Here is a 23,471-nt window from a genome sequence, read left to right as displayed (position 1 = left end):
CTAGACGGCGGCCAGCTGTTGGGGCGGGTTCGCGGGCGGGGCGGCCGGTTTGCGCTTGGGCGGGAAGACCTCGCCGGGGGTGGGGACGGGGCGGCGGGCCGGGCTCGGGGCGTCCGGGCGGGGCACGGGACCCGGCTTCTCGGCGGGCTGGGCGGGACGGGACGGCCGGGCGGGCTTGGGCTCGGCGGGGTCCCCGGCGGCGGCGTACGCGCGCGTGGCCGATGCGGGCAGGCCGCCGGGAAGCGCGGTGAGCCGGAGCCGGGAGCGGCCGGAGCCGGAGCGGGAGGCGGGGACGACCATCGGGCGACAGCGCTCCAGGAGGGTCGCGGCGGTGGGGTTGCCGCGCAGCGCGCGCAGGGCGGCGAGATCGTCCGGGCGGGGGTGGTACCCGGCGTCCAGGGCCTGCGTGAGGAGGGCCGCGTAGCCCGTGACCGTGCCGGGGAGGGCGGCCCGGTAGCGGGCGAGGTCGGCCAGCAGGAAGGCCCTCAGGCGGGCTTCCTCGCGGGTCGCCTCGTCGACGGACTCGGCGAGCCGGAGGCAGTCCTGCACCTCCTGCGCCGAGGCGGGGCTGGGGTTGAGGGCGAGGGCGAGGGCACGGCGGAGCACGCGAAGCTCCTCGGCGCCGAACGCCATGCCGCCGCGAGTTCCGTGGGGCGTGGGCATGCGGCGACGATACGCGCTAATCAGACAAAAGAGGGTTGATGGGGGCGTGTGGCGCGGGGGACCACTCGCCTGGGTGGACCGGGGCGGGGTGGGGGGTGTGGGGTGTGGGTGCGTCGGCGGGTGCGGGTCCGGTGGGGGCCGGTCGCGCAGTTCCCCGCGCCCCTAGAAGCCCAGGCCCTGCGGGCCTGAAAGCCCACGGCCCCGCGGGCCTGACGGCGACGGCCCCGCGGGCCTGAAAAGCACGGGGCGCAGCCCCTGTTCTTCAGGGGCGCGGGGAACTGCGCGACCGGCCCCCACCGGACCCGCACCGCCGACGAACCCCCGCCCCCACCCCCCACCGCGCCCCTCAGAGACGCGACACGTTCCGTTCGTAGACCAGCCGCAACCCGATCAGCGTCAGCCACGGCTCGTGTTCGTCGATCACGGACGACTCGCCGAGCACCATCGGCGCGAGCCCGCCCGTCGCGATGACCGTCACGTCCTCGGGATCGTCGGCCAGCTCACGGACCATCCGGCTGACCACCCCGTCGACCTGCCCGGCGAACCCGTAGACGATCCCGGACTGCATCGCCTCGACCGTGTTCTTGCCGATCACACTGCGCGGCCGGGCCACCTCGATCTTGCGGAGCTGGGCGCCCTTGACGCCGAGCGCCTCGACGGAGATCTCGATGCCGGGGGCGATGACACCGCCGACGTACTCCCCGCGCGCGCTGACCGCGTCGAACGTCGTCGCCGTACCGAAGTCGACGACGACGGCCGGGCCGCCGTACAGCTCGACGGCGGCGACGGCGTTGATGATGCGGTCGGCGCCGACCTCCTTGGGGTTGTCCGTGAGGATCGGGACGCCCGTCTTGACCCCCGGCTCGACGAGGACCGCGGGGACGTCGCCGTAGTAGCGGCGGGTCACCTCGCGCAGCTCGTGCAGGACGGACGGGACGGTGGCGCAGATGGCGATGCCGTCGATGCCGTCGCCCAGTTCCTCGCCGAGGAGCGGGTGCATGCCCATGAGGCCCTGGAGGAGGACCGCCAGTTCGTCGGCGGTGCGGCGCGCGTCGGTGGAGATGCGCCAGTGTTCGACGATGTCCTCGCCGTCGAACAGACCGAGGACGGTGTGGGTGTTGCCCACGTCGATCGTCAGCAGCATGGCCGTCCCCGCCCTACTCGGCCGCGCGCAGGTCGAGGCCGATGTCCAGGATCGGGGACGAGTGCGTCAGGGCCCCGACGGCCAGGAAGTCGACGCCGGTGTCCGCGTACGCCTTCGCGTTGGTGAGGGTCAGGCGGCCCGAGGCCTCCAGGAGGGCACGGCCGTCGACGAGGGCCACGGCCTCCTCGCACTCGATCGGCGTGAAGTTGTCGAGGAGGATCAGGTCGGCGCCCGCGTCGATGACCTCGCACAGCTGGTGGAGGGTGTCGACCTCGACCTCGATGGGCACCTCGGGGAACATCGCGCGCACGGACTCGAAGGCCTGGGCGACACCGCCGGCGGCGACCACGTGGTTGTCCTTGACGAGGGCCGCGTCCGAGAGGGACATGCGGTGGTTGACCCCGCCGCCGCAGCGGACCGCGAACTTCTCCAGGGAGCGCAGCCCCGGCGTCGTCTTGCGGGTGTCGCGCACCTTCGCCTTCGTGCCCTCCAGGGTGTCCGCCCACGCGCGCGTGGCCGTCGCGATGCCGGAGAGGCGGCACAGCAGGTTCAGGGCGCTGCGCTCGGCGGTGAGGAGGTCGCGGGTGGCGCCGGTGACGCTGAGGAGCTTCTGGCCGGCCTCGACGCGGTCCCCGTCGTCGACGTGCCGCTCGACCTCGAACTCGTCCGTGCAGGCCACCGAGAGGACCGCCTCGGCGATCCTGAGGCCCGCCACGACGCCGCCCTCGCGGGCGGTGAAGTCGGCGGTGGCGCGGGCGTCCTCGGGGATGGTCGCGACCGTGGTGACGTCCACACCGTGGTCGAGGTCCTCCTGGATCGCGACGTTGGCGATGTCCTCGACCTCCACGGGGTCGAGCCCGGCGTCGGCCAGGAGCTGGGCGAGCGCGGGGTCGAGCCCGCACTCCAGGTACTCCTCTTCGGCCGACCCGTCGGCGGCGCCACAGGCGCAGCCGTCGCCGCAGCCGCCGCCGGAGGCGAGGGGAAGTTCGGGGGTGCTCACGTCTGTCACTGCTCCTGGTGATGCGGCCGGGTCGGGGGGAAGTCTGCGGTATCGGTGGTGTGTACGGCGAGGGTCCGGTCCGGATTCAGCCGTACGACGATGTGGCGGCGCCAGGCGGCGTCGTCGCGCTCGGCGCGGTCCTCGCGCCAGTGGCAGCCGCGGGTCTCCTCGCGCAGCCGGGCGGCGGCGACCAGGACTCGGGCCACGCACAGGAGGTTGGTGGTCTCCCAGGTGTCGACGCCGGGCTCGGCCGTCTTGCCGTTCTCGGCGAGGGTGTCGCGGGCCTGCGCGTGCAGCCGGTCCAGGGCCGCCGCGGCGGTCGCGAGGGAGGTCGCGGAGCGCAGGACGCCGGCGCCCTCGGTCATGGTCCGCTGGATCGCGAAGCGGATCTCCGGTTCGAGCAGCGGGTGCGCGGGCTTCTCGGCGTACGGGACGGGCTGGGGCACGCGCGCGTGGAGGTCGTCTCCGGCGTGGGCGGCGGCGATGTCGGCGACGATGCGCTCGGCGTAGACCAGTCCCTCCAGGAGGGAGTTCGAGGCGAGCCGGTTGGCGCCGTGGACGCCGGTGCAGGCGACCTCGCCGCAGGCGTAGAGGCCGGGGACGGTGGTCCGGCCGTGGGAGTCGGTGCGCACCCCGCCGGAGGCGTAGTGGGCGGCCGGGGCGACCGGGATGGGCTCGGTGACGGGGTCGAGGCCGTGGGCGCGGCAGGCGGCCAGGATCGTCGGGAAGCGGTGTTCCCACATGGCGGCGCCGAAGTGCCGGGCGTCGAGGTACATGTGCTCGGCGCCCTGCTCCTGCATGCGGCGCATGATGCCCTTGGCGACGATGTCGCGGGGCGCCAGTTCGGCCAGCTCGTGCTGCCCGAGCATGAAGCGGACGCCGTCGGCGTCGACCAGGTGGGCGCCCTCGCCGCGTACCGCCTCGGAGACGAGGGGCTGCTGGCCCTCCGCGTCCGCGCCCAGGAACAGCACGGTCGGGTGGAACTGGACGAATTCGAGGTCGGAGACCTCGGCGCCGGCCCGGAGCGCGAGCGCGACGCCGTCGCCGGTGGACACCGAGGGGTTGGTCGTCGCCGAGAAGACCTGGCCCATGCCGCCCGTCGCGAGGACGACCGCCGGGGCGTGGACGGCTCCCACGCCGTCGTGCTGGCCCTCGCCCATGACGTGCAGGGTGACACCGGCGGTGCGGCCGTCGGCGTCCAGCAGGAGGTCCAGGACGAGCGCGTTCTCCACCGTGCGCAGTCCCCGCGCGCGGACCGCCTCGACGAGTGCCCGGGAGATCTCGGCGCCGGTCGCGTCGCCGCCCGCGTGGGCGATGCGGCGGCGGTGGTGGCCGCCCTCGCGGGTCAGCTCCAGGCCGCCCTCCTCCGACTCGTCGAAGTGGGCGCCGGTCGCGATCAGGCGGCGTACGGCGTCGGGGCCCTCGGTGACGAGGAGTCGTACCGCCTCCTCGTCGCACAGGCCCGCGCCGGCCACGAGGGTGTCGTCCTGGTGCTGTTCGGGGGTGTCGCCCTCGCCGAGGGCGGCGGCGATGCCGCCCTGGGCCCAGCGGGTGGAGCCGTCGTCGAGGCGGGCCTTGGTGACGACGACCGTGCTGAGGCCGGCGGCCTCGCAGCGCAGCGCGGCGGTGAGGCCGGCGACGCCCGAGCCGACGACCACGACGTCGGCGTCGACGGACCAGCCCGGGGCCGGCGCGTGCAGTCGTATGCCTGTGCTGGTCACGAGGCGGCTCCGAAGGTCAGGGGGATGTTGTCGATCAGCCGTGTCGTCCCCACCCGGGCCGCGACGGCGAGGACGGCCTCGCCGGTGAAGTCGTCGGGGATGTCGGTGAAGTCGGACGGGTCGACCAGGGCCAGGTAGTCCAGGGCGAGCGGCGGCTTCATGCGCAGGGCCTCGTCGAGGACCAGGCGGGCGGCGGCGCGGACGGCGGCCGGGCCGCCGGGGGCGGACTTGGCCATGGCGTGCGCGTCGGCGGCCGCGCGGGACTCGCCGATCGCGCTCAGGGCCTCGGCACGCGCGCGCGTGGCGGGCACCTCGCGGGCCCGCGCGCGCAGCGCCTCCTGCGCGGCGTGCCGGTCACGGCCGGCGAACAGCGCCTGGGAGAGCGCGAGGGCGGTGCGGCGCTCCTCGGTGGACAGGTACCGGTTGCGGCTGGACAGGGCCAGGCCGTCGTCCTCCCGGACGGTCGGCACGCCCACGATGTCCATCCCGAAGTTCAGGTCGCGGACCATGCGGCGGATCAGGGCGAGCTGCTGGGCGTCCTTCTGGCCGTAGAGCGCCACGTCGGGGCGGGTGAGGTGCAGCAGCTTGGCGACGACGGTGAGCATGCCGTCGAAGTGGCCGGGGCGGGCGGCGCCCTCCAGGCGCTCCCCCATGGGACCCGCGGTGATCCGGACCTGGGGTTCACCGCCCGGGTAGACCTCGTCCACGGCCGGGGCGAACACCACGTCGGCGCCCGCGGCCTCGGCGAGCTTGACGTCGGCGTCCAGGGTGCGCGGATAGCGGTCGAGGTCCTCGCCGGCGCCGAACTGGAGGGGGTTCACGAAGACCGTCACGACGACCTCGCCCGTGCCGCCCGCGATCTCGCGCGCGGTGCGGATCAGGGTGGCGTGGCCCTCGTGCAGGGCGCCCATGGTCATCACGACGGCCCGGCGTCCCGCACGCGCGCGTGCGTGCAGTTCGTCGGCGGTGCGTAGCACGGTGGTGGTCATCGGGTGTCCCCTTCGGTCCCGTCGGCCCCGTCGGTGCCGCCCGCGTCGGCGGTGCCGTCCGTCGTGCCCGCGAGCACGCCGAGGAGGTCCTCGGCCAGTTCCGGCTTGAGCAGGCCGTGGGCGAGGGCGCGGTCGGCGGTGGCGCGGGCCATCGCCAGATACCCGGCGACGGTGGCCGGGGCGTGCGCGCGCAGCTCGGCGACGTGCGCGGCGACCGTGCCGGCGTCCCCGCGCGCGACGGGGCCGGTGAGCGCCGCGTCGCCCGACCTGAGCGCGTTGTCCAGGGCGGCGCCGAGCAGAGGGCCGAGCATGCGGTCGGGGGCGGTGACACCGGCCGTGCGCAGCAGCTCCATGGACTGGGCGACCAGGGTGACCAGGTGGTTGGCGCCCAGGGCGAGGGCCGCGTGGTAGAGCGGGCGGCTCTCCTCGGCGATCCACTCGGGCTCGCCGCCCATCTCGATCACCAGCGCCTCGGCGGCCATCCGCAGCTCCTGCGGTGCCGTGACCCCGAAGGAGCACCCCGCGAGCCGCTGCACGTCCACCGCGGTCCCCGTGAACGTCATCGCGGGGTGCAGCGCCAGCGGCAGCGCGCCGGCCCTGAGGGCGGGGTCCAGGACCTTCGCGCCGTACCGGCCGGAGGTGTGCACGAGGAGCTGTCCCGGGCGTACGGAACCGGTCTCGGCGAGGCCCTCGACCAGTCCCGGCAGGGCGTCGTCGGGGACGGTCAGCAGGACCAGGTCGGCGTGGCGCAGCACGTCGGCGGGGGGCATCAGCGGGACGTCGGGCAGCAGTTCGGCGGCGCGGCGCCGGGAGGCGTCGGAGACGCCGGAGACGGCCACCGGGCGGTGACCCGCCAGCTGGAGCGAGGCCGCCAGCGCGGGACCGACGCGGCCGGCGCCGACCACCCCGACGGCGAGCCGCGCGGGGCGGTTCCTCGGCTCTGGTTGCTCGAATGTACTCACGCGGTGGTGGCCTTCCCGTTCCAGTCCGCTCCGGGTACCGGACGATTTCTCGTCATGTTAACGCGATTGGTTCGAGAGGCGTTCGGTTGTCCACAGGCTGTGGGTGGCCGCCGGCCGTTTCCGCAGGTCGCGTCCGAGGGTCCGGACGCGCGGGAAGCGGCGTGAAAAACGGGTGCCGCGGTGGCCCGGCCCGGGGGATGATCCCGGGATGAGCGATACGGCGGACACCACAGGGCAGGCGGCGGCCGCCGAGGAGTCCCCGGCCGCGCGGCGGTACCGGCGGCGGCAGGTGGCCCACCGGGCGGCCGGGCGGGTGCTGGCGCGCCCGGGCGCGCTGGCCACGCTTCGGGAGCGGCTCGCGCTGCTGGACGCGGCCGGCGACGTGTACGACCTGGACGAGCCGGCCGACATGTACGGCAACAGGGTCGTCGAGGCCCTGGAGAGGCGGACCGCCGCGCTGCTCGGCATGGAGGCCGCCGCGTTCTTCCCGACCGGCACGATGGCCCAGCAGGTGGCGCTGCGCTGCTGGGCGGCCCGCACCGGGAACCCGGTCGTCGCCCTGCACGGCCTCGCGCACCCCGAGATGTACGAACGGCATGCGTTCAGCCAGGTCAGCGGGTTGCGCCCGGTACGGCTGACGAGCGAGTCGCGGCTGCCGACCGCCGACGACGTACGCGGTCTCGACGAGCCCTTCGGGGCGCTGATGCTCGAACTCCCGCTCAGGGAGGCCGGTTTCGTGCTCCCCTCCTGGGAGGAGCTGGAGGAGGTCACCGAGGCGGCCCGCGAACGGGACGCGGTGGTCCACTTCGACGGGGCCCGCCTGTGGGAGTCCGCGACCCACTTCGGCCGCCCGGTGGACGAGATCGCGGCCCTCGCCGACAGCGTCTACGTGTCGTACTACAAGTCCCTCGGCGCCTATGGCGGTGCCGCGATCGCCGGCCCCCGGACCCTGGTCGACGAGGCGAAGGCCTGGCGGCACCGGTACGGCGGCCAGGTCTTCCAGCAGTTCCCCACCGCGCTGTCGGCCCTCGTCGGCCTGGAGCGCGAGCTGCCCCGGCTGCCGGAGTACGTCCGTCACGCGCGCGTGGTCGCCGCCGCGCTGCGTGAGGGGTTCGCGGCGGCGGGCGTACCGTGGGCCCGGGTGCACCCGGAGGAGCCCCACACCAACGAGTTCCAGGTCTGGCTGCCGTACGAGGTCGACGTCGTCGCGGAGGCCGCCGTCCGGCAGGGCGAGCAGACGGGCGCGCTGCTCTTCGCCCGGCCCTGGGACCAGGGCGGGCCGGGGCTGGCGGTCACCGAGATCGAGGTGCGCGCGGCCGCCCTGGAGTGGACGGCGGCGGACGTGAGCAGGGCCGTGGCGGACTTCGTGGCGCTGGTGGGGAAGGTCGCGGGCGAGTAGCCCGGCGTCACCAGAGACCGTCGGTACCGGAGGGACCGTCAGTCGAACCGGATGTGCCGTGCGCCGACCGCCGCCTGTCGCAGCCGGGTCCGCAGGGCGCCGTCGTGGTTCGGCGTGAGCCGGAGGCCGGCCGAGGCGGCGACGCGGTCGGCGACCTCCGGGACGGTCATGCCGTCGGTCCACAGGTGCTCGGCGAACTCCGGTTCCCTCAGCCGCTCCAGGCAGTGGTCGAGCCGCCCGACCGCCCAACTCTCCCTGCGCAGCGGGGCGTCCTTCCCGGCGACGTACCCCAGGAGGTGCCCGAAACCGCGTTCCCGGAGCCGCTTGAGTACGGTCCCCCGCCGGGCGAGGAGGGTGAAGTGGCGGACATCGTGGCCGAGTTCGCCCAGGCGGCCGAGGGTCTCCGCGAAGTGGGCGGGGTCGGTGACCGTCATCGGGGCGATCACCACGCCGGCGCGCCGGGTGAGGGCGAGGTCCAGGACCTCGACCACGCCCTGCCGCCAGGCGGCCAGATCCCGGAAGTCGTCCCGCAGTTCGGGCGGCAGCATCCGGTGGAGACCGAAGCCGACGTGCTCGGGATCGCAGATCACGCCGCCCGGCAGCCGGCGCCGGATCTCGTACGCGGTCTGGGTCTTCCCGCCCCCGAACGGGCCGTTGATCCACAGCAGCACGCGCGTGCCCCGGCGCCGGTCAGCCCTGGCCGCCCGCTCGCACCAGCCCCGTCTCGTAGGCCAGGACGACCACCTGGACGCGGTCGCGGAGGCCGAGCTTGGTGAGGATACGGCCGACGTGGGTCTTGACCGTGGCCTCGGACAGGACGAGGCGGGCGGCGATCTCGCCGTTGGACAGGCCCTGGGCGACGAGCATCATGACCTCGCGTTCCCGCTCGGTGAGCCGCTCCAGCTCCTTGTGCCGGGGTTCCGAGCCGGTGTTCGGCAGCATCGGGGCGAACCGGTCGAGCAGGCGCCGCGTGGTGGAGGGCGCGACGACCGCGTCGCCGCTGTGCACGGCACGGATCGCGGCGAGCAGCTCGCCGGGCGGCACGTCCTTGAGCATGAAGCCGGAGGCACCCGCCTTCAGCCCGGAGAAGGCGTACTCGTCGAGGTCGAAGGTGGTCAGGATGAGCACCTTCGGCGGGTTCGGCTCGGCGCAGATGCGGCGGGTGGCCTCGACGCCGTCCAGCTTCGGCATACGGACGTCCATCAGGACGACGTCCACCTCGGTCGCCCGGACGACCTGCAGGGCCTCGACGCCGTCGCCCGCCTCCGCCACGACCTCCATGTCCGGCTGGGCCGCCAGCACCATCCGGAAACCGGTGCGCAGCAGCACCTGGTCGTCGACGAGCATCACGCGGATCGCCATCGGGTCCTCTTCCGTGTCTCTACAAGGGGTCTGAAGGAGCGGGGGTGCGTCGGCGGGCGTGCGGGTCACCGGTGTCGGCGGGTGGCACGGCCGGGTCAGTGTGCGGGCTTCAGGGGCAGCAGGGCGCTGATCCGGAAGCCGCCGCCGGGGCGGGGGCCCGCGTCCAGCGTGCCGCCGACCATACCGACGCGCTCACGCATCCCGATGAGGCCGTGCCCCTGTCCGTCGGCGCCGCCCTCCTCGTACAGCTCGTGGGGCGCTCCCTTGCCGTCGTCCTCGACGAGCAGCCCGAGGCCGTCGTCGAAGTAGACCAGCCGGACACTCGCGCCGGTGTTCGGGCCACCGTGCTTGCGGGTGTTGGTGAGGGCCTCCTGGACGATGCGGTACGCCGTCAGCTCCACCCCGCTGGGCAGCGGGCGCGGGGTGCCCTCGATCTTGAAGTCGACGGGCAGACCGGCCACCCTGCACTGCTCGACCAGGTCGTCGATCTGCTCGACGTCGGGCTGCGGGACGTACTCGCCGACCTCCTTGTGCTCGCCGGTGCGCAGCACGCCGAGCAGGCGGCGCATCTCGGCGAGGGCCTGGCGGCCGGTGGAGGAGATGGTCTCCAGGGCCTTCTTCGCCTGGTCGGGGGCCGCGTCGAGGACGTAGGCGGCGCCGTCGGCCTGCACGACCATGACGGAGACGTTGTGCGCGACGACGTCGTGCAGTTCGCGGGCGATCCGGGCGCGCTCGGCGGCGACCGCGACCTTGGCCTGGGCCTCGCGTTCCCTCTCCAGCCGGGCGGCGCGCTCCTCCAGCTGCGCGAAGTACGCGCGGCGGGTGCGCAAGGAGTCGCCGAGCACCCAGGCCAGGGCGAACGGCACGGTCAGGACCACCGCGAGCACCGCGTTCCCCAGCGTGCTCGTCTGCTGCTCGGTCCAGCGCAGCTGCGCCAGGGACGCCGCGCAGAGGCCCCCGCCCAGGGCGAACCACGAGGCCCAGCGGGCGCCGTCCGCCGCGACCGTGTAGATGACCACGAGCATCGCGAAGTCGGCCGGGATTCTCGGCACCCCGACGATCAGCTGCGCGATGCCCGCCGCGGCGGCCAGCACGAGCATCTTCTCGGGCATGCGGCGTCGCAGGGCGATCGAGAGGCAGAGCGCGCACGTGATCACCGCGAACGCGGGCCCGTTCGCGTCGTTCGCGTAGACCGGATCGATCGGTCCGCTCACCAGGCTCATCCCGAGCAGGACGACGGCCCAGAAGCTGTCGACCCATGTCGGGTGCCGGCGGAGGAAGTCATAGAGGCGCTGCACGTAACCCAGCGTAGGGAAGGGGGCGGTGTGCAAGGGTCAACCGGAGGACCGATCCGTGACCGGGGCACGTACTCCCCAAGGTGGAGGCCGTGTTACCCGTTCCGCTTAGCCTGACGTGATGAGCGATCGTCCCGCGCGACCGGACACGTCACGGCCCCGGGCCCCGGAAGGGGCGGGGCCCGGGCGCGGCTGGCGCGCCGCGGCCGAGGAGGCCCTGTACGGCCCCCGCGGCTTCTACCGGCGTCCGGAAGGGCCCGCCGGACACTTCCGGACCTCCGTGCACGCCTCCCCGCTCTACGCCGCCGCCGTGGCGCGGCTGCTGTGCCGGGTGGACGAGGCGCTGGGGCGCCCCGGCGAGCTGGGGTTCGTGGACATGGGGGCCGGGCGGGGGGAGCTGGTGGGCGGGGTGCTGGCCGCGCTGCCCGCCGAGGTGGCGTCCCGCACGCGCGCGTACGCCGTGGAACTGGCCGGGCGGCCGCGCGGTCTCGATCACCGCATCGAGTGGCTCGCGCAGCCGCCGGCGGGGATCACCGGGCTGCTGTTCGCCAACGAGTGGCTGGACAACGTGCCCGTGGACGTGGTCGAGGTGGACGCGGCCGGTGCGGCCCGGCTGGTGCTCGTACGGGAGGACGGGAGCGAGCTGCTCGGGGAGCCCGTGGGCGGGGAGGCGGCGCGGTGGCTGGAGCGGTGGTGGCCGCTGGAGCCGGAGGAGGGGCTGCGGGCGGAGGTCGGGCTGCCGAGGGACCGGGCGTGGGCCGCCGCCGTGGCGGGCGTCGGGCGGGGGCTGGCCGTCGCCGTCGACTACGCGCACCTCGTCGGCTCACGGCCGCCCTTCGGGACGCTCACGGGGTTCCGGGAGGGGCGGGAGACCGCGCCGGTCCCGGACGGGTCGTGCGACCTCACCGCGCACGTGGCGCTGGACGCGTGCGCGCTGCCGGGGGCCCGCCTGCTCACCCAGCGGGAGGCCCTGCGCGGCCTCGGGGTCACCGCCGGGCGCCCGCCGCTCTCCCTCGCGACCACCGATCCGGCCGCGTACGTCCGGGCCCTCGCGGGCGCGGGTGAGGCCGCCGAGCTGACCGCGCACGGCGGACTGGGCGACTTCGGCTGGCTGGTGCAGTCGGTCGGCATTCCGGACCCTCTCCGTCGCGACCAGGCCGGCTGACCGCCCGCCTGCCTGCCCGCCTGCCTACCTGCCTGCCCGCCTGCCTACCTGCTTGCCCGCCTGCCCGCCTGCCGGTCCGTCCTACTTGTCGATGTCCCCGACCACGAAGAACAGCGACCCCAGGATCGCCACCATGTCGGCCACCAGGGTGCCCGGCAGCAGTTCGGTGAGCGCCTGGATGTTGTTGTACGAGGCGGAGCGCAGCTTGAGGCGGTACGGGGTCTTCTCGCCCTTGCTGACGAGGTAGTAGCCGTTGATGCCGAGGGGGTTCTCGGTCCACGCGTAGGTGTGGCCCTCGGGGGCCTTGAGAACCTTCGGCAGGCGCTGGTTGATCGGGCCCGGCGGCAGGTCGGCGAGCCGGTCGAGGCAGGCGTCGGCGAGGGCGAGCGCGTTGTGGGTCTGCTCCAGGAGGCACTCGAAGCGGGCGAGACAGTCGCCCTCCTCCCGGGTGACGACCTTCAGGACGTCCTGGAGTTCGCCGTACGCCAGGTACGGCTCGTCGCGCCGCAGGTCGAGGTCGACACCGGAGGCACGGGCGATCGGGCCGCTGACACCGTACGCGTGCACGGCCTCCGGGGACAGGACGCCCACGTGGCGGGTACGGCCCCGGAAGATCTCGTTGCCGAGGACCAGGTCGTCGAAGACGCCCATCCGGGAGCGGACGTCCGCGACCGCCGTGCGCGCGCGGGCGGTCCAGCCCGCCGGAAGGTCCTCCTTGAGACCTCCGACGCGGTTGAACATGTAGTGCATGCGCCCGCCGGAGATCTCCTCCATCACGTTCTGGAGCTCCTCGCGCTCCCGGAACGCGTAGAAGACCGGGGTGATGCCGCCCAGCTCCAGCGGGTAGGACCCGAGGAACATCAGGTGGTTCAGGACCCGGTTCAGCTCGGCGAGGAGCGTGCGCATCCAGACCGCGCGCTCGGGCACCTCCATGCCGAGCATGCGTTCGACGCCGAGGACGACGCCGAGTTCGTTGGAGAAGGCGGAGAGCCAGTCGTGGCGGTTGGCGAGCATGATGATCTGGCGGTAGTCACGCGCCTCGAACAGCTTCTCCGCGCCCCGGTGCATGTAGCCGATGACCGGCTCGGCGTGCTGGATCCGCTCGCCGTCGAGGACGAGCCGCAGCCGCAGCACTCCGTGGGTGGACGGGTGCTGCGGGCCGATGTTGAGCACCATGTCCGTGCTCTCGGCGGCACCGCCGATACCGACCGTCGTCTCTCGGGTCTCCGTCGGGGGAGTCATGGACACAGTCTGTCGTACGTACGCTGGCGGAGTGACTTCACCCACGCGTAAACGCGCGGGCTTCCCGCGTCGGTGGCTAAGCCGCCGCGCAGAGGACCGGCCCGGCCCTGTCGAGGATGTTCGAAGCACCGACGTGGTCTGCGTTCGCGGTGAATCCGCACGCCGTGCACTGGAACTTCGCTTGGCCGACGCGATTCTCCTTCGCGACATGCCCGCAGCCTCCGAGGCTGGGCGGGCACGTGCGGGAGGTGTTGCGGGGGTCCACGGGGATCACGAGGCGACCAGCACTTTCAGCCTTGTCGGTCAGGACCGCCGTGTTCAGCTGCTCGTGCGCGATCACGTCGTTCTCGGCGATCGACGCGCAGGCCGTCTTGTGGTGGAAGTCGAGCCGCTTCCGTCTCACCTTCGCATGCAGCTTGGCGACCTTACGGGCGGCGGCGCGGTGCTTCTTGGTGCGCTGCCGGGTGCGCTTCGGGAACGTCGAGAGGTGCCGCTGTGCCTCGGCCGGCTCCTCCGCCACGGATCCGAGGAAGCGCGGGTTTTCTTCGTGCTCGCCCTCGGACGTGGTGAGGAAGTGCGCGGTACCCATGTCGATGCCGACGACCGCGCCCGTCGGGGGCAGCTCCTCGGCGAGCACGTTGTCGCGGGCGAGGATGACGTACCAGCGGTTTCCCTCACGCTTCACCAAGATCGTCTTGACGCGGCCCTGCACGGGCCGATGCTGGTGCACGCGGACGTGCCCGACGCCTTGCAGGCGCACGCGGGTCTGACGATCGTGCGGGGTGGAGTCCCAGCGGCAGCCGTCGCCGTCCTTGGGGAAGGTGACGGTGTCGAAGTGCCCGGCGCCCTTGAACCTCGGACACCCCGGGGCCCGACCGGCCTTGACGCGCTTGAAGAACGCCTGGAACGCGTTGTCCAGGCGGCGCAGGGTGGCCTGCTGCGAGGAGAACGACCAGCGGCCCTGACGTTCCGGGTCGAACGCCCGGATCTCCGTGAGCTGAGCGGATTGGTCGCCGTACCGCACGGACGTCTTCGACACGTGTCGGTAGGCTTCCCGACGCTCCTGCGACGCGCCGTTGCAGAGCGAGCAGTGATCCCGCAGCGTTTTCACCCAGAGCCGTCCCCTGACGGGTCGTGGGCCGCAGGAGGGACGTGTACGCGCGGATCACCGCTCACGCTTCCGCTCGGCGCGCAGGCCATCGGCGAGGAGAACGCATGCGGCAGCGTTGATCGAGATGCCTACGCGCTCGGCGTACGCCTCGATCCGCCGCTTCGGCTCGGGAGCGACGCGAAGGTTCAGCGACTCTCGACGATCACCTCTAGCCACAACCAAGGCGCCACCACATTGCGATGCATTGCGGATCCGTGCACGTAGTCGAGGTCAGAGCGGGCTGGACAAGCGATTTCCACCACCGGTCAGAGCCGGTGGTTCCGTGTTAGGAGATCTGATGGAGACGGGGAGCGTGGGGACCTTCGAAGACGGCACCGGGCGCGCGGAGGACGAACCGGTCTGGACGGGACTGCCGCGCGGACTGTTGCGGATGAGACGGCTGTTGCTGGTGGTGTGGCTGGTGCCGCTCACGATCGCCACGGCCGTGCTGCCGGGCTGGCTGGCGGGCCCGCCCTGGGCGGCGTTCGCGCTGCTGCCGCTGGGCGTGCTGCTGTGGGGCTGGCCGGTGCTGGGCCGCAACTGGCGGTCCTGGCGGTACGCCGAACGGGCCGACGACCTGCTGATCAGCCGGGGCGTGCTCTGGCGTGAGGAGACCGTGGTGCCGTACGGGCGCATGCAGCTGGTCGAGGTGACCTCCGGGCCCGTGGAGCGGCACTTCGGCCTGGCGAGCGTCCAGCTCCACACGGCCGCGGCCGCCTCGGACGCCCGCATCCCGGGCCTCGACCCGGCCGAGGCCGAACGCCTGCGCGACCACCTCACCCAACTGGGCGAGGCCCGATCGGCAGGGCTGTGACGTGCCGGCACAGGACGCGGACGACAGGGCACGGGCCGAACGACCCGGGACCCGGGCCGAGGCCACCGAGGGCCCGGGCGGGATGGCGGGGGGCGAGCCGGACAAGGCTGCGGAGGCGGGAGCCGGGGCCGATGGCGAGGCGGCGGGGGGCGGAGCCGATGGCGAGGCGGCGGGGGTCCGAGGCGTCGGTGCGGCCGTGGTGGTGAGCGGTGGTGGTGACGTGGGTGGGGCGGTGGTCGTCGAGCAGCGGCTGCATCCGGTGACGCCGCTGCGCCGGGCCTGGGCGCCGGTCGCGGTGCTGATCGGCTGGGCGGTGCACGATCCGGACGGGGCGCAGCGGAACCTGATGCGGCTCGACACCTCGACCCTGCTGATCGCGCTCGCCGTGTTCATCCCGGCCGCCGCCTTGTACGGCTTCCTGACCTGGTGGTTCACCCACTTCGCGGTGACCGACAGCGAACTGCGCATCCGTACCGGCCTGTTGTTCCGCCGCACGGCCCACATCCGCCTCGAACGCATTCAGGCCATCGACGTCACCCGCCCGCTGCTGGCCCGGATCGCGGGCGTCGCCAAACTCAAACTCGACGTCGTCGGCGCCGACAAGAAGGACGAGCTGGCCTACCTCGGCGAGGCGCACGCCGGCGCGCTGCGGGCCGAGCTCCTCGCCCGCGCCGCCGGTTTCGCGCCGGAGACCGCGCACGAGGTCGGCGAGGCTCCCGTACGGCAGCTGCTCAAGGTCCCGGCGGGCGTGCTGGCCATGTCCCTCGTCCTGACCGGCGCCACCTGGGGATCCCTGGTGGCCGCGGTCGTCGTGCCGTCCGTGCTGTGGTTCGCCACGGAGAGCGTGTGGAGCGTCCTCGCGACCGCGCTGCCCCTGCTCGGCGCGGCCGGGGCGAGCAGCGTGGGACGGTTCGTCGGGGAGTACGACTGGACGGTCGGCGACTCCCCCGACGGGCTCCGCATCGACCACGGACTCCTCGACCGGGCTCACGAGACGGTCCCGCCCGGCCGGGTGCAGACCGTACGCATCGTCGAGCCGCTGCTGTGGCGGCGGCGCGGATGGGTCCGCGTCGAGCTGGACGTGGCCGGTTCCTCGAACTCCGTCCTCGTGCCGGTCGCACCGCGCGAGGTGGCCGAGGCCGTGATCGCGCACGTGCTGCCCGGGGCGGCCGTGCCGGACACGGCGGCACTCGTACGGCCGCCCGGCCGCGCCCGGTGGTGCGTGCCGTTCTGGTGGCGGGGGTACGGAATCGCCGTCGACGGCTCGGTGTTCGCCGCGCGGCACGGACTGCTGCGGCGCCGGCTCGACCTCGTACCGCACGCGAAGGTGCAGAGCGTACGGCTGTCACAGGGGCCCTGGCAGCGGTACAAGAAGCTCGCCGACGTCCATGTCGACACCGGCGCCAACAAGACCGTCACCGCGCGACTGCGGGACGCCGGCGAGGCGGCGGAGCTGCTGCGGGCCCAGGCGGAACGATCCCGCACGGGGAGGCGGGAGGCTCTGCCGGACCGGTGGATGGCATGACGCCGGGGCGGGGGCGGGAGATGCGTGGGGCGCCCGACCGTCGAGGTCGGGCGCCCGGTGACTGGTGGCGGGTGGCTGGTGGCGGGTGGCGGGTGGCGGGTGGCTAGGACGCCGCTGTGCGCAGGCCCTGGATGTCGATCTGCTCCGTCTCGTCGTGGGCCGTGAGGTCGATGACCTGGCCGACACCGCGGGACGCCTCGTCGGCCTGCTTGAACCGGGCCTCGGACTCGGCCTTGTGGAGCGCGAGGGCCTCCTGGCCGACCACGTCGGCGAGGTCCTCGTTCTGCACGGCCTCCAGGGCGTCCGCGCCCTTCTCGGTACCGAAGAAGTCGAACCCGCCCTCGACGGCCGCCCGCCGCTGCGGCGCGGCCGGCACGACGGCCACGGCGGTGGGCACCGTGAAGTGACCGGTCGGCGGAAGCACGGGCAGCGCACGCCCCGACGGCTCCACCCGCGTCAGCTCGTTCACCCCCGTCGACCGTGGCGGAGCGGAGATCGCGGGTACGGGATCGGCGGTCGCGCGCTCGTGTCCGCGGACCGCCACGGACTTCCCCGCGGCGTCGTCCTCCTCGGCGGTGAGCACCGGAACGGGCTCCTGCGCCGGCTCGGCGGAACGTCCCTGCCGAGTACCCCCATCGGTCGGTCCGTCCGGATCACCCTTGGGCGAAGGCCCCTTGGGGCCCTTCGGCTCCTGCCCCTTGGCGGTCGCGTCGGCGGACCCGGCGGGGGCGGAGCGCTCCGCGGGCACCTCGGCCGCGACCGGCTCGACGGGCTCGACGGGCTGTTCGTCGGCGGAAGCGGTTTCCGCGTCGGCGTCGGCTGCGGGCTCGGGCTCGTACGCCGGCTCGGCGGTGTTCTCGCCTTCGGTACCGGCGCTTTCGGCCTCCACGTCGGGCTCGACCCGGGTGTTGATGGCGTCGGCGCCGGCGTCGGTTTCGGCTTCGCCTTCAGGCAGGGACTCGGGGCTGGTGGTCGTGGCGGAGGCGGTCTCGGTCTCGGTCCCGACCGCAGCCATGATCTCACCGTCGGCCTCGGGCACGGCCGCGCTCTCGGCCACGGCTTCGCCGTCGACCCCGATCTCCGTCTCGGCCTCGGACTCGGCCTCAGCCGCGCCATCGCCTCCCGCTGTGCCCTGCTCCGAGCCGCGCTGGGTGATGATCCGGTCCAGCGCCGAGTTGGCACGCAGGAAGAGCCCGGACCCGGACGGTGAGAACACCGCGGGGTTCGCCTCCTCCTCCCCGAGGTCCTCCCCGAGGCCTTCCCCGAACTCCGCCCCGGCGTCCTCCTCGTCGGCGTCCGCGTCCCCGTCCACCGCCGAACCGCCCGCACCCGCCCCGGCCGGGGCAGCCACAGCCCCGCCGTCCGGTGCGGCCACCGACTTCGCCGACTTCGCCGCCTCCACCGCTTCCGCGGCCTTCGCCGCGGCCTTGGAGGCCGTCTCCCACGAGGCCCAGGGCGCTCCCGCCGCCGGAACCCCCTGCGGCGGCACCGGCGAGGCCTGGGCCGCCGCGCTCACCTCGTCGGCCTTGCCCGCGTCCTTGCCCGCGTCCTCGTCCGCCCCGGCCGCCGGCAACTCCCGTGCCTCCTCCGGCACGGTCGTCTCGATCTCCAGCAGGCGGCGGCCCTCCAGGGCACTGGCCCGCTCGGTCTCGGCGGTGGCGTAGCGGCGCAGCAGCGCGGCGTGTTCGTTGCGCAGGCCCGCGAGTTCGGTGCGCTTGGCGCGGAGTTTGTGCTCCAGCTTGGTGCGCAGCTCGCGCGACTCGTCGAGGTCGGTCTCCAGTTCGGCGACCCGCTCCTCGTGTCGCCACTCGTCGCTCGCCCGCGCGCGCGTGAGGTCGGCGACGCGTTTGCCCGCCTCGACGTCCCAACGGCGCATGACCGCCGCGCCCACGGCCGCGGTCGCCGCCGCGACGGCCGCGGTGACCCGGAGCACGGACTGCTCGGAGAACACCCAGGGCCCGAGGGCGCAGACGAGCGAGACGCCTGCGATCGCCGTGGGGGGCAGCAGCCTGTGCAGAGGAGGTGAATGGCGGTGACGTCCACGTGGCATGGCCAGAAACTTACCGCGCGTAGGCGAATGATGGTGCCCCGGGCCGTGAAAAATCAGCCGCCCCTCTCAGCTCTCACAAGCCCTCGCAAGCTTCCTCACCGCCGGTGCACCAATGCGCCCACCGGCGACTCCTCTGTTGGATCAACGCCATTGAATCCGGATACGCCTTGGCCACATCTGCTTCTCCCCCGCGGCCGGTGAATTCCGGCGAATTGCCGAGGACCCCGTCCACCCCCCTTGTCGTCACCTCTCCGACATCCGCGCACCGCGGCCCGCACGCCCCTCATCGGTCGCTCAGCCGCCCGCTGAGCCACTGCAGGGTCGCCGGGATCTCCCGCCGCCACGTGTTGAAGTTGTGGCCGCCGCTGTCGAGGATGATCGACGAGATCCGTGTCGGCTGCTTCTCCTCCACCGTCTCGATGAACTTCAGCGTGTCCTTGTAGTTGGTCTCTCCCTGTTTGCTGCTGGTGACCAGCAGAGAGGTGTCCGGCGCCGGTCGGTGCGCGAGATACCAGAAGAGATCCGCTTCGTTCCGCGACGTCTTGTCACCCTGGAAGAGATCACCGGTCGTCGGGTCGCTCGGCGCCTTGTAGTACGGCGAGAGGCCCGCCCCGGCGGCGTACACCCGAGGGTGGTGCATGGCCAGTTTCAGCGCACAGTAACCGCCGGTCGAGTCGCCGACGATCCCCCAACTCCCGGGCCTCCTGCCCACCCTGTAGTGGTGGCCCACGGCGTCCGGCAGGTCCCGCGCGAAGAACGACTCGGTCCGCGGTCCCCCCGGCACGTCCACGCACTCGGTGTCGCGCGGCGGCGCCACGGTCGGCCGCAGCATGATCAGGATCATCGGCTGCGCCGTGCCCTCGCGGGCCAGCCCACGGGCCGTCCGCGGATAGTGGAGTCCCTTGACGAGCGCCTCGGCGGTGCCGGGGTAACCGGTGAGGACGACGGCGGCGGGGAAGGTCCGGGTGCGGTACCGCGCCTGGAAGTACTCCGGCGGCAGGTACACGTACGCCGGGGTGGCGATCCGGGTCGTACGGCCGACGATCTCGACCTTCTGGATCTGGCCGCCGACCTGGGGGCGGGCGCCCCCGGCCCCGTTCAGCGGCTGGGTGTCGACGACCCGCAGCGGTCCGCCGGTGTCGGCGCCGTCGTGGTCGACGACCACACCCTGTCCGCTCTCACGGCCCAGGAGGTCGGCCCAGCTGGCGTAGAACCCGAAGGCCTGGTTCGCGACGAGGCCGACCGAGGCGAAGAGCGCGACCTGCGTGGCCAGCAGGACGGCGATCCGGCCGCCGACCGCCCGCCAGCCGTGGCGGGCCAGTCTCGGCCACAGCCACACCGTGCCGGCGAACAGCAGCACGGCGGACAGAACCGCCAGGACCAGGACATTGTCGCTCGTGAGACCCATCGGGTTGTCTCCCGCCGCCCTTTCTTTCCTTGTCTTTCCTTGTCCTTGGGTTCAGCTTTCCGTTGGAGAGTGAACCTCCCTCGCCAAGGCACCGTCCTAGAGGGCGCAATGTCGCCGGATGCCGGAAAAGGCGCCGGATCCAAGCTCACTCGCGGAACAACGGGATGCGATGTCTGTCAGGACAGATGGGGAAATGTCGGGCGAGGTTCCGGTCCGCTCGGACCGACTCCCCGCGGGCGCCGCAGGGCGCGGATACGGCGCCGTGCGCGGCGCACTGCGCGGGCCACGCCCCGAGGCCGTGCCCTCCCTGGTCGCCAGGGCCTGCACGCTCGTCGGGCTGCTGGACATCGCCGCGGGCGTGTTCCCGCGCTTCCGGAACAGCCGTATGCACACCCTGGCCGAGGTGCTCCCGGGCGCCCTGGGCCCGTTCGCGGCGGCCCTCTCGCTGAGCGTGGGTGTCCTGCTGCTGCTGCTCGCCCACGGTCTGCGCCGGCGCAAACGGCGCGCCTGGCGGGCGGCCGTGGTGCTGCTGCCGGCCGGGGCGCTCGCCCAGTTCACCTACCGGCACTCGCTCGTCGGCGTGCTCGTCTCGCTCGCCCTGTTCATCCCCCTGCTGCGCCACCGCGACGAGTTCCGCGCCCTGCCCGACCCCACCAGCCGCTGGCGGGCGCTCGCCAACTTCGTGCTGATGGGCGCCGGTTCGATCGTCCTCGGTCTGCTCGTCGTCAGCGCCCACCCCGGGCGCATGGTCGGCGACCCGAGCCTCGCCGACCGGCTCGAACACGTCATCTACGGCCTGTTCGGATTCGAGGGTCCGGTCGGCTACCTCGGCACCACGTCCTGGACGGTGGCCTTCTCGCTCGGCGCCCTCGGCCTGCTGACCGCGATCACCACCGTCTACCTGGCCTTCCGCCCCGAACACCCGGCGGCCCGTCTCACCGACGACGACGAGGTACGGCTGCGCGCCCTGCTGGAGAGGCACGGCGGCCGCGACTCCCTCGGCCACTTCGCCCTCCGCCGCGACAAGGCGGTCGTCTTCTCCCCGAGCGGCAAGGCGGCGGTCACCTACCGCGTCGTCTCCGGGGTGATGCTGGCCAGCGGCGACCCGATCGGCGACGTCGAGGCCTGGCCCGGCGCGATCGAACGCTTCATGGACGAGGCCAAGGCCCACTCCTGGACCCCGGCCGTCATGGGCTGTTCGGAGACCGGCGCCGAGGTCTGGACCCGCGAGACCGGCCTCGACGCCCTCGAACTGGGCGACGAGGCGGTGGTGGACGTCGCGGATTTCTCCCTCGCCGGACGCGCGATGCGCAACGTGCGTCAAATGGTGAAGCGCATCGAGCGACTCGGTTACGAGACCCGGGTCCGGCGCGTCCGTGACCTCGGCGAGGCGGAGCTGGAGCGGATCCGCCGCGCCGCCGAGGACTGGCGCGGCACCGACACCGAACGCGGCTTCTCGATGGCGCTCGGCCGCGTCGGCGACCCGGCCGACGGCGACTGCCTCATCGCCACCGCGCACAAGGCGGACGAGGTCCCCGGCGCGTACGGCGACCTCAAGGCCGTACTCCACTTCGTGCCCTGGGGCCCCGACGGCGCCTCCCTGGACCTGATGCGCCGCGACCGCTCGGCGGACCCCGGCATGAACGAACTCCTCATCGTCGCGGCCCTCCAGGCGGCTCCCCGGCTGGGCGTGAAGCAGGTCTCCCTGAACTTCGCGATGTTCCGTTCGGCCCTGGCCCGCGGCGAGAAGATCGGCGCGGGACCGGTGCTGCGCGCCTGGCGCGGTCTGCTGGTCTTCCTGTCCCGCTGGTTCCAGATCGAGTCGCTGTACAAGTTCAACGCGAAGTTCAACCCGCGCTGGGTGCCCCGCTTCGTCGTCTACGCCGCCTCCCGCGACCTGCCGCGCATCGGCCTCGCCGCGATGCAGGCCGAGGGCTTCGTCCACCTCGCCCTCCCCTCGGTGCTGCGCCCGCGCCCGAAGGTCCGCCGGCCGTGCGCGCACACGGTGGCGGACCAGGGCATCGGCGAACAGGGTGTCCGTGCCGTCTAGGACCTCGGTCACCTGGCGCCGGGGCCCCGGCTCGGGGCAGGGCCCCCGGCGCCGTGGGCCTAGGCTTGACGCATGAACAAGCAGAACGGGCGCGGTCAGGTGGCCGGAATGCCCGTGTGGGACCGTTGCGCGGTCATGGGGGTCGTCAACGTCACCCCCGACTCGTTCTCCGACGGCGGCCGCTGGTTCGACACCACGGCGGCGGTCAAGCACGGCCTGGACATGGTCGCGGAGGGCGCGGACCTGGTGGACGTGGGCGGTGAGTCGACCCGGCCCGGTGCCGCCCGCGTCGACGAGGCCGAGGAACTCAAGCGCGTCATCCCCGTCGTGCGGGGGCTGGCCTCCGAGGGCGTCACCGTGTCCGTGGACACCATGCGCGCCTGCGTCGCCGAGCAGGCCCTCGCCGCCGGCGCCGCCCTCGTCAACGACGTCAGCGGCGGCCTCGCCGACCCCGCGATGATCCCGGTGGTGGCGGCCGCGGGCGCCCCCTTCGTGGTGATGCACTGGCGGGGCTTCCTGGAAGGCGGCAACGTCAGGGGCGTCTACGAGGACGTCGTCGCCGAGGTGGCGCGGGAGCTGCACGCGCGCGTGGAGGCCGTTCTGGAGGGCGGCGTCGCGCCGGACCGCGTCGTCGTCGACCCCGGCCTCGGCTTCTCCAAGGACGCCGAGCACGACCTCACCCTCCTCGCCCACCTCGACCGGCTGCTCGGCCTCGGCCACCCCCTGCTGGTCGCCGCGTCCCGCAAACGGTTCCTCGGCCGGGTCCTGGCGGGCCCGGAGGGCGCCCCGCCGCCCGCCCGCGAACGGGACGCCGCGACCGCCGCCGTGTCGGCCCTGGCCGCCCAGCAGGGTGCCTGGGCGGTGCGGGTGCACGAGGTCCGCGCCACCGCCGACGCGGTCCGCGTGGCCCGCGCCATCGAAGGGGCCCGGGAGCGGTGAGCGCTCCCCACACCGACGTCGAACAGGTCGAACTCGCCAACCGGGCCTTCTACGAGGCCATGGAACAGGGCGACTTCGAGACGCTCTCCTCGCTCTGGCTGGCCCCCGCCGACGTGGGCGTGGACGAGGAGTACCACGACCCCGCCGAGACGGGCGTGATCTCCTGCGTGCACCCCGGCTGGCCCGTCCTGACCGGCCGCGGCGAGGTGCTGCGGTCGTACGCCCTGATCATGGCGAACACGGAGTACATCCAGTTCTTCCTCACCGACGTGCATGTGTCGGTCACCGGGGACACCGCGCTCGTCACCTGCACCGAGAACATCCTGAGCGGCGGGCCCGCGCCGGACGGCAGTGACGAGCTGGGGCCGCTCGTGGGACAGCTGGTGGTGGCCACGAACGTGTTCCGCCGCACGTCCGACGGCTGGAAGCTCTGGTCGCACCACGGCTCCCCGGTGCTGACCGAATCCGATGAGGACGAGAGCGAGGACACACCGTCCTGACGGGGTAGGCGTCCACCCGGGCCCGCGTGCGTGAGGGTTGTCGTGGCCCGCAGGTAGATTCGAAGGTGGCCGGTGTGCCGAGCGCGCACGGAT

19 protein-coding genes and 1 pseudogene are annotated in these 23,471 nt (G+C 73.4%); 7 read left to right on the top strand and 13 right to left on the bottom strand.

The window, feature by feature from the left end:
* The 6 genes from H4687_RS26305 to H4687_RS26280 form a co-directional block, all read right to left on the bottom strand.
* Entirely contained in the window at positions 1-663 is a 663-nt protein-coding gene (locus H4687_RS26305) for a hypothetical protein (RefSeq protein ID WP_225966826.1), read from the bottom strand.
* Positions 664-1,009: 346 nt separating this feature from the next.
* The gene (locus tag H4687_RS26300) at positions 1,010-1,807 is read right to left on the bottom strand and encodes a type III pantothenate kinase (protein WP_037702429.1); all 798 of its coding nucleotides are present in this window, start codon (positions 1,805-1,807) and stop codon (positions 1,010-1,012) included.
* A 13-nt stretch (positions 1,808-1,820) separates the two neighbouring features.
* Positions 1,821-2,807, bottom strand: a complete 987-nt coding sequence (gene nadC / locus H4687_RS26295; protein ID WP_046920033.1) for a carboxylating nicotinate-nucleotide diphosphorylase — start codon at positions 2,805-2,807, stop codon at positions 1,821-1,823.
* Positions 2,808-2,812: 5 nt separating this feature from the next.
* Positions 2,813-4,528: an L-aspartate oxidase gene (locus tag H4687_RS26290; RefSeq protein ID WP_046920034.1), complete on the bottom strand. Its 1,716-nt coding sequence runs from the start codon at positions 4,526-4,528 to the stop codon at positions 2,813-2,815.
* Positions 4,525-5,517: a pantoate--beta-alanine ligase gene (gene panC, locus H4687_RS26285; RefSeq protein WP_046920035.1), complete on the bottom strand. Its 993-nt coding sequence runs from the start codon at positions 5,515-5,517 to the stop codon at positions 4,525-4,527. The genes H4687_RS26290 and panC overlap by 4 nt, the downstream gene beginning before the upstream one ends.
* Positions 5,514-6,479, bottom strand: coding sequence for a Rossmann-like and DUF2520 domain-containing protein (locus tag H4687_RS26280; RefSeq protein ID WP_046920036.1), 966 nt, complete (start codon positions 6,477-6,479; stop codon positions 5,514-5,516). The genes panC and H4687_RS26280 overlap by 4 nt, the downstream gene beginning before the upstream one ends.
* A 208-nt stretch (positions 6,480-6,687) precedes the next feature.
* On the opposite strand from H4687_RS26280, the gene H4687_RS26275 reads away from it, so the two are divergent.
* Positions 6,688-7,878: a threonine aldolase family protein gene (locus H4687_RS26275; protein ID WP_046920037.1), complete on the top strand. Its 1,191-nt coding sequence runs from the start codon at positions 6,688-6,690 to the stop codon at positions 7,876-7,878.
* A gap of 38 nt (positions 7,879-7,916) precedes the next feature.
* On the opposite strand, the gene H4687_RS26270 is transcribed toward H4687_RS26275, so the two are convergent.
* From H4687_RS26270 to H4687_RS26260, 3 genes are all read right to left on the bottom strand, one after another.
* On the bottom strand, positions 7,917-8,549 hold the full coding sequence (locus H4687_RS26270; RefSeq protein ID WP_046920038.1) for an AAA family ATPase: 633 nt from the start codon (positions 8,547-8,549) through the stop codon (positions 7,917-7,919).
* 19 nt (positions 8,550-8,568) lie between these two features.
* Positions 8,569-9,240: a response regulator transcription factor gene (locus tag H4687_RS26265; protein ID WP_046920039.1), complete on the bottom strand. Its 672-nt coding sequence runs from the start codon at positions 9,238-9,240 to the stop codon at positions 8,569-8,571.
* 95 nt (positions 9,241-9,335) lie between these two features.
* On the bottom strand, positions 9,336-10,538 hold the full coding sequence (locus H4687_RS26260; RefSeq protein ID WP_046920041.1) for a sensor histidine kinase: 1,203 nt from the start codon (positions 10,536-10,538) through the stop codon (positions 9,336-9,338).
* Positions 10,539-10,656: 118 nt separating this feature from the next.
* Between H4687_RS26260 and H4687_RS26255 the strand changes: the two genes are divergently transcribed.
* A complete protein-coding gene (locus H4687_RS26255; RefSeq protein WP_050399564.1) occupies positions 10,657-11,700 on the top strand; it encodes an SAM-dependent methyltransferase in 1,044 nt (347 codons plus the stop codon).
* An 81-nt stretch (positions 11,701-11,781) separates the two neighbouring features.
* On the opposite strand, the gene H4687_RS26250 is transcribed toward H4687_RS26255, so the two are convergent.
* On the bottom strand, positions 11,782-12,948 hold the full coding sequence (locus H4687_RS26250) for an NADH-quinone oxidoreductase subunit D (RefSeq protein ID WP_046914238.1): 1,167 nt from the start codon (positions 12,946-12,948) through the stop codon (positions 11,782-11,784).
* Between the two features lie 70 nt (positions 12,949-13,018).
* Positions 13,019-14,111, bottom strand: a pseudogene (locus H4687_RS26245) (RNA-guided endonuclease InsQ/TnpB family protein).
* 279 nt (positions 14,112-14,390) lie between these two features.
* On the opposite strand from H4687_RS26245, the gene H4687_RS26240 reads away from it, so the two are divergent.
* Both H4687_RS26240 and H4687_RS26235 read left to right on the top strand, forming a co-directional pair.
* Positions 14,391-14,906, top strand: a complete 516-nt coding sequence (locus tag H4687_RS26240; protein ID WP_046914239.1) for a PH domain-containing protein — start codon at positions 14,391-14,393, stop codon at positions 14,904-14,906.
* 82 nt (positions 14,907-14,988) lie between these two features.
* Positions 14,989-16,431, top strand: coding sequence for a PH domain-containing protein (locus tag H4687_RS26235; RefSeq protein WP_225967873.1), 1,443 nt, complete (start codon positions 14,989-14,991; stop codon positions 16,429-16,431).
* 103 nt (positions 16,432-16,534) lie between these two features.
* Here the strand turns inward: H4687_RS26235 and H4687_RS26230 are convergent, their stop codons facing one another.
* Both H4687_RS26230 and H4687_RS26225 read right to left on the bottom strand, forming a co-directional pair.
* Positions 16,535-18,382: a hypothetical protein gene (locus H4687_RS26230; protein WP_050399563.1), complete on the bottom strand. Its 1,848-nt coding sequence runs from the start codon at positions 18,380-18,382 to the stop codon at positions 16,535-16,537.
* A gap of 382 nt (positions 18,383-18,764) precedes the next feature.
* The gene (locus H4687_RS26225) at positions 18,765-19,889 is read right to left on the bottom strand and encodes an alpha/beta hydrolase (RefSeq protein WP_046918806.1); all 1,125 of its coding nucleotides are present in this window, start codon (positions 19,887-19,889) and stop codon (positions 18,765-18,767) included.
* A gap of 193 nt (positions 19,890-20,082) precedes the next feature.
* Between H4687_RS26225 and H4687_RS26220 the strand changes: the two genes are divergently transcribed.
* The 3 genes from H4687_RS26220 (at position 20,083) to H4687_RS26210 (ending at position 23,378) form a co-directional block, all read left to right on the top strand.
* Positions 20,083-21,939, top strand: a complete 1,857-nt coding sequence (locus H4687_RS26220) for a phosphatidylglycerol lysyltransferase domain-containing protein (RefSeq protein ID WP_046918805.1) — start codon at positions 20,083-20,085, stop codon at positions 21,937-21,939.
* 72 nt (positions 21,940-22,011) lie between these two features.
* Complete coding sequence (gene folP, locus H4687_RS26215; protein WP_046918804.1) at positions 22,012-22,878, top strand: dihydropteroate synthase; 867 nt, start codon at positions 22,012-22,014, stop codon at positions 22,876-22,878.
* On the top strand, positions 22,875-23,378 hold the full coding sequence (locus H4687_RS26210; protein WP_046918803.1) for a nuclear transport factor 2 family protein: 504 nt from the start codon (positions 22,875-22,877) through the stop codon (positions 23,376-23,378). The genes folP and H4687_RS26210 overlap by 4 nt, the downstream gene beginning before the upstream one ends.
* Positions 23,379-23,471 lie beyond the last annotated feature (93 nt).

This window comes from Streptomyces stelliscabiei, from assembly GCF_014873495.1.
Lineage (GTDB): Bacteria > Actinomycetota > Actinomycetes > Streptomycetales > Streptomycetaceae > Streptomyces > Streptomyces bottropensis.
The sequence above is the reverse complement of the archived record's forward strand: the minus strand, read 5'-3'. Positions and strand labels throughout refer to the sequence as shown.

Coding starts and splice junctions, on each gene's coding strand:
- H4687_RS26240 (WP_046914239.1), top strand. CDS start 14,391: ATGGAGACGGGGAGCGTGGGGACCTTCGAAGACGGCACCGGGCGCGCG.
- H4687_RS26300 (WP_037702429.1), bottom strand. CDS start 1,807: ATGCTGCTGACGATCGACGTGGGCAACACCCACACCGTCCTCGGTCTG.
- H4687_RS26275 (WP_046920037.1), top strand. CDS start 6,688: ATGAGCGATACGGCGGACACCACAGGGCAGGCGGCGGCCGCCGAGGAG.
- H4687_RS26255 (WP_050399564.1), top strand. CDS start 10,657: ATGAGCGATCGTCCCGCGCGACCGGACACGTCACGGCCCCGGGCCCCG.
- H4687_RS26265 (WP_046920039.1), bottom strand. CDS start 9,240: ATGGCGATCCGCGTGATGCTCGTCGACGACCAGGTGCTGCTGCGCACC.
- H4687_RS26305 (WP_225966826.1), bottom strand. CDS start 663: ATGCCCACGCCCCACGGAACTCGCGGCGGCATGGCGTTCGGCGCCGAG.
- panC (WP_046920035.1), bottom strand. CDS start 5,517: ATGACCACCACCGTGCTACGCACCGCCGACGAACTGCACGCACGCGCG.
- H4687_RS26235 (WP_225967873.1), top strand. CDS start 14,989: ATGGCGGGGGGCGAGCCGGACAAGGCTGCGGAGGCGGGAGCCGGGGCC.
- folP (WP_046918804.1), top strand. CDS start 22,012: ATGAACAAGCAGAACGGGCGCGGTCAGGTGGCCGGAATGCCCGTGTGG.
- H4687_RS26220 (WP_046918805.1), top strand. CDS start 20,083: ATGTCGGGCGAGGTTCCGGTCCGCTCGGACCGACTCCCCGCGGGCGCC.
- H4687_RS26225 (WP_046918806.1), bottom strand. CDS start 19,889: ATGGGTCTCACGAGCGACAATGTCCTGGTCCTGGCGGTTCTGTCCGCC.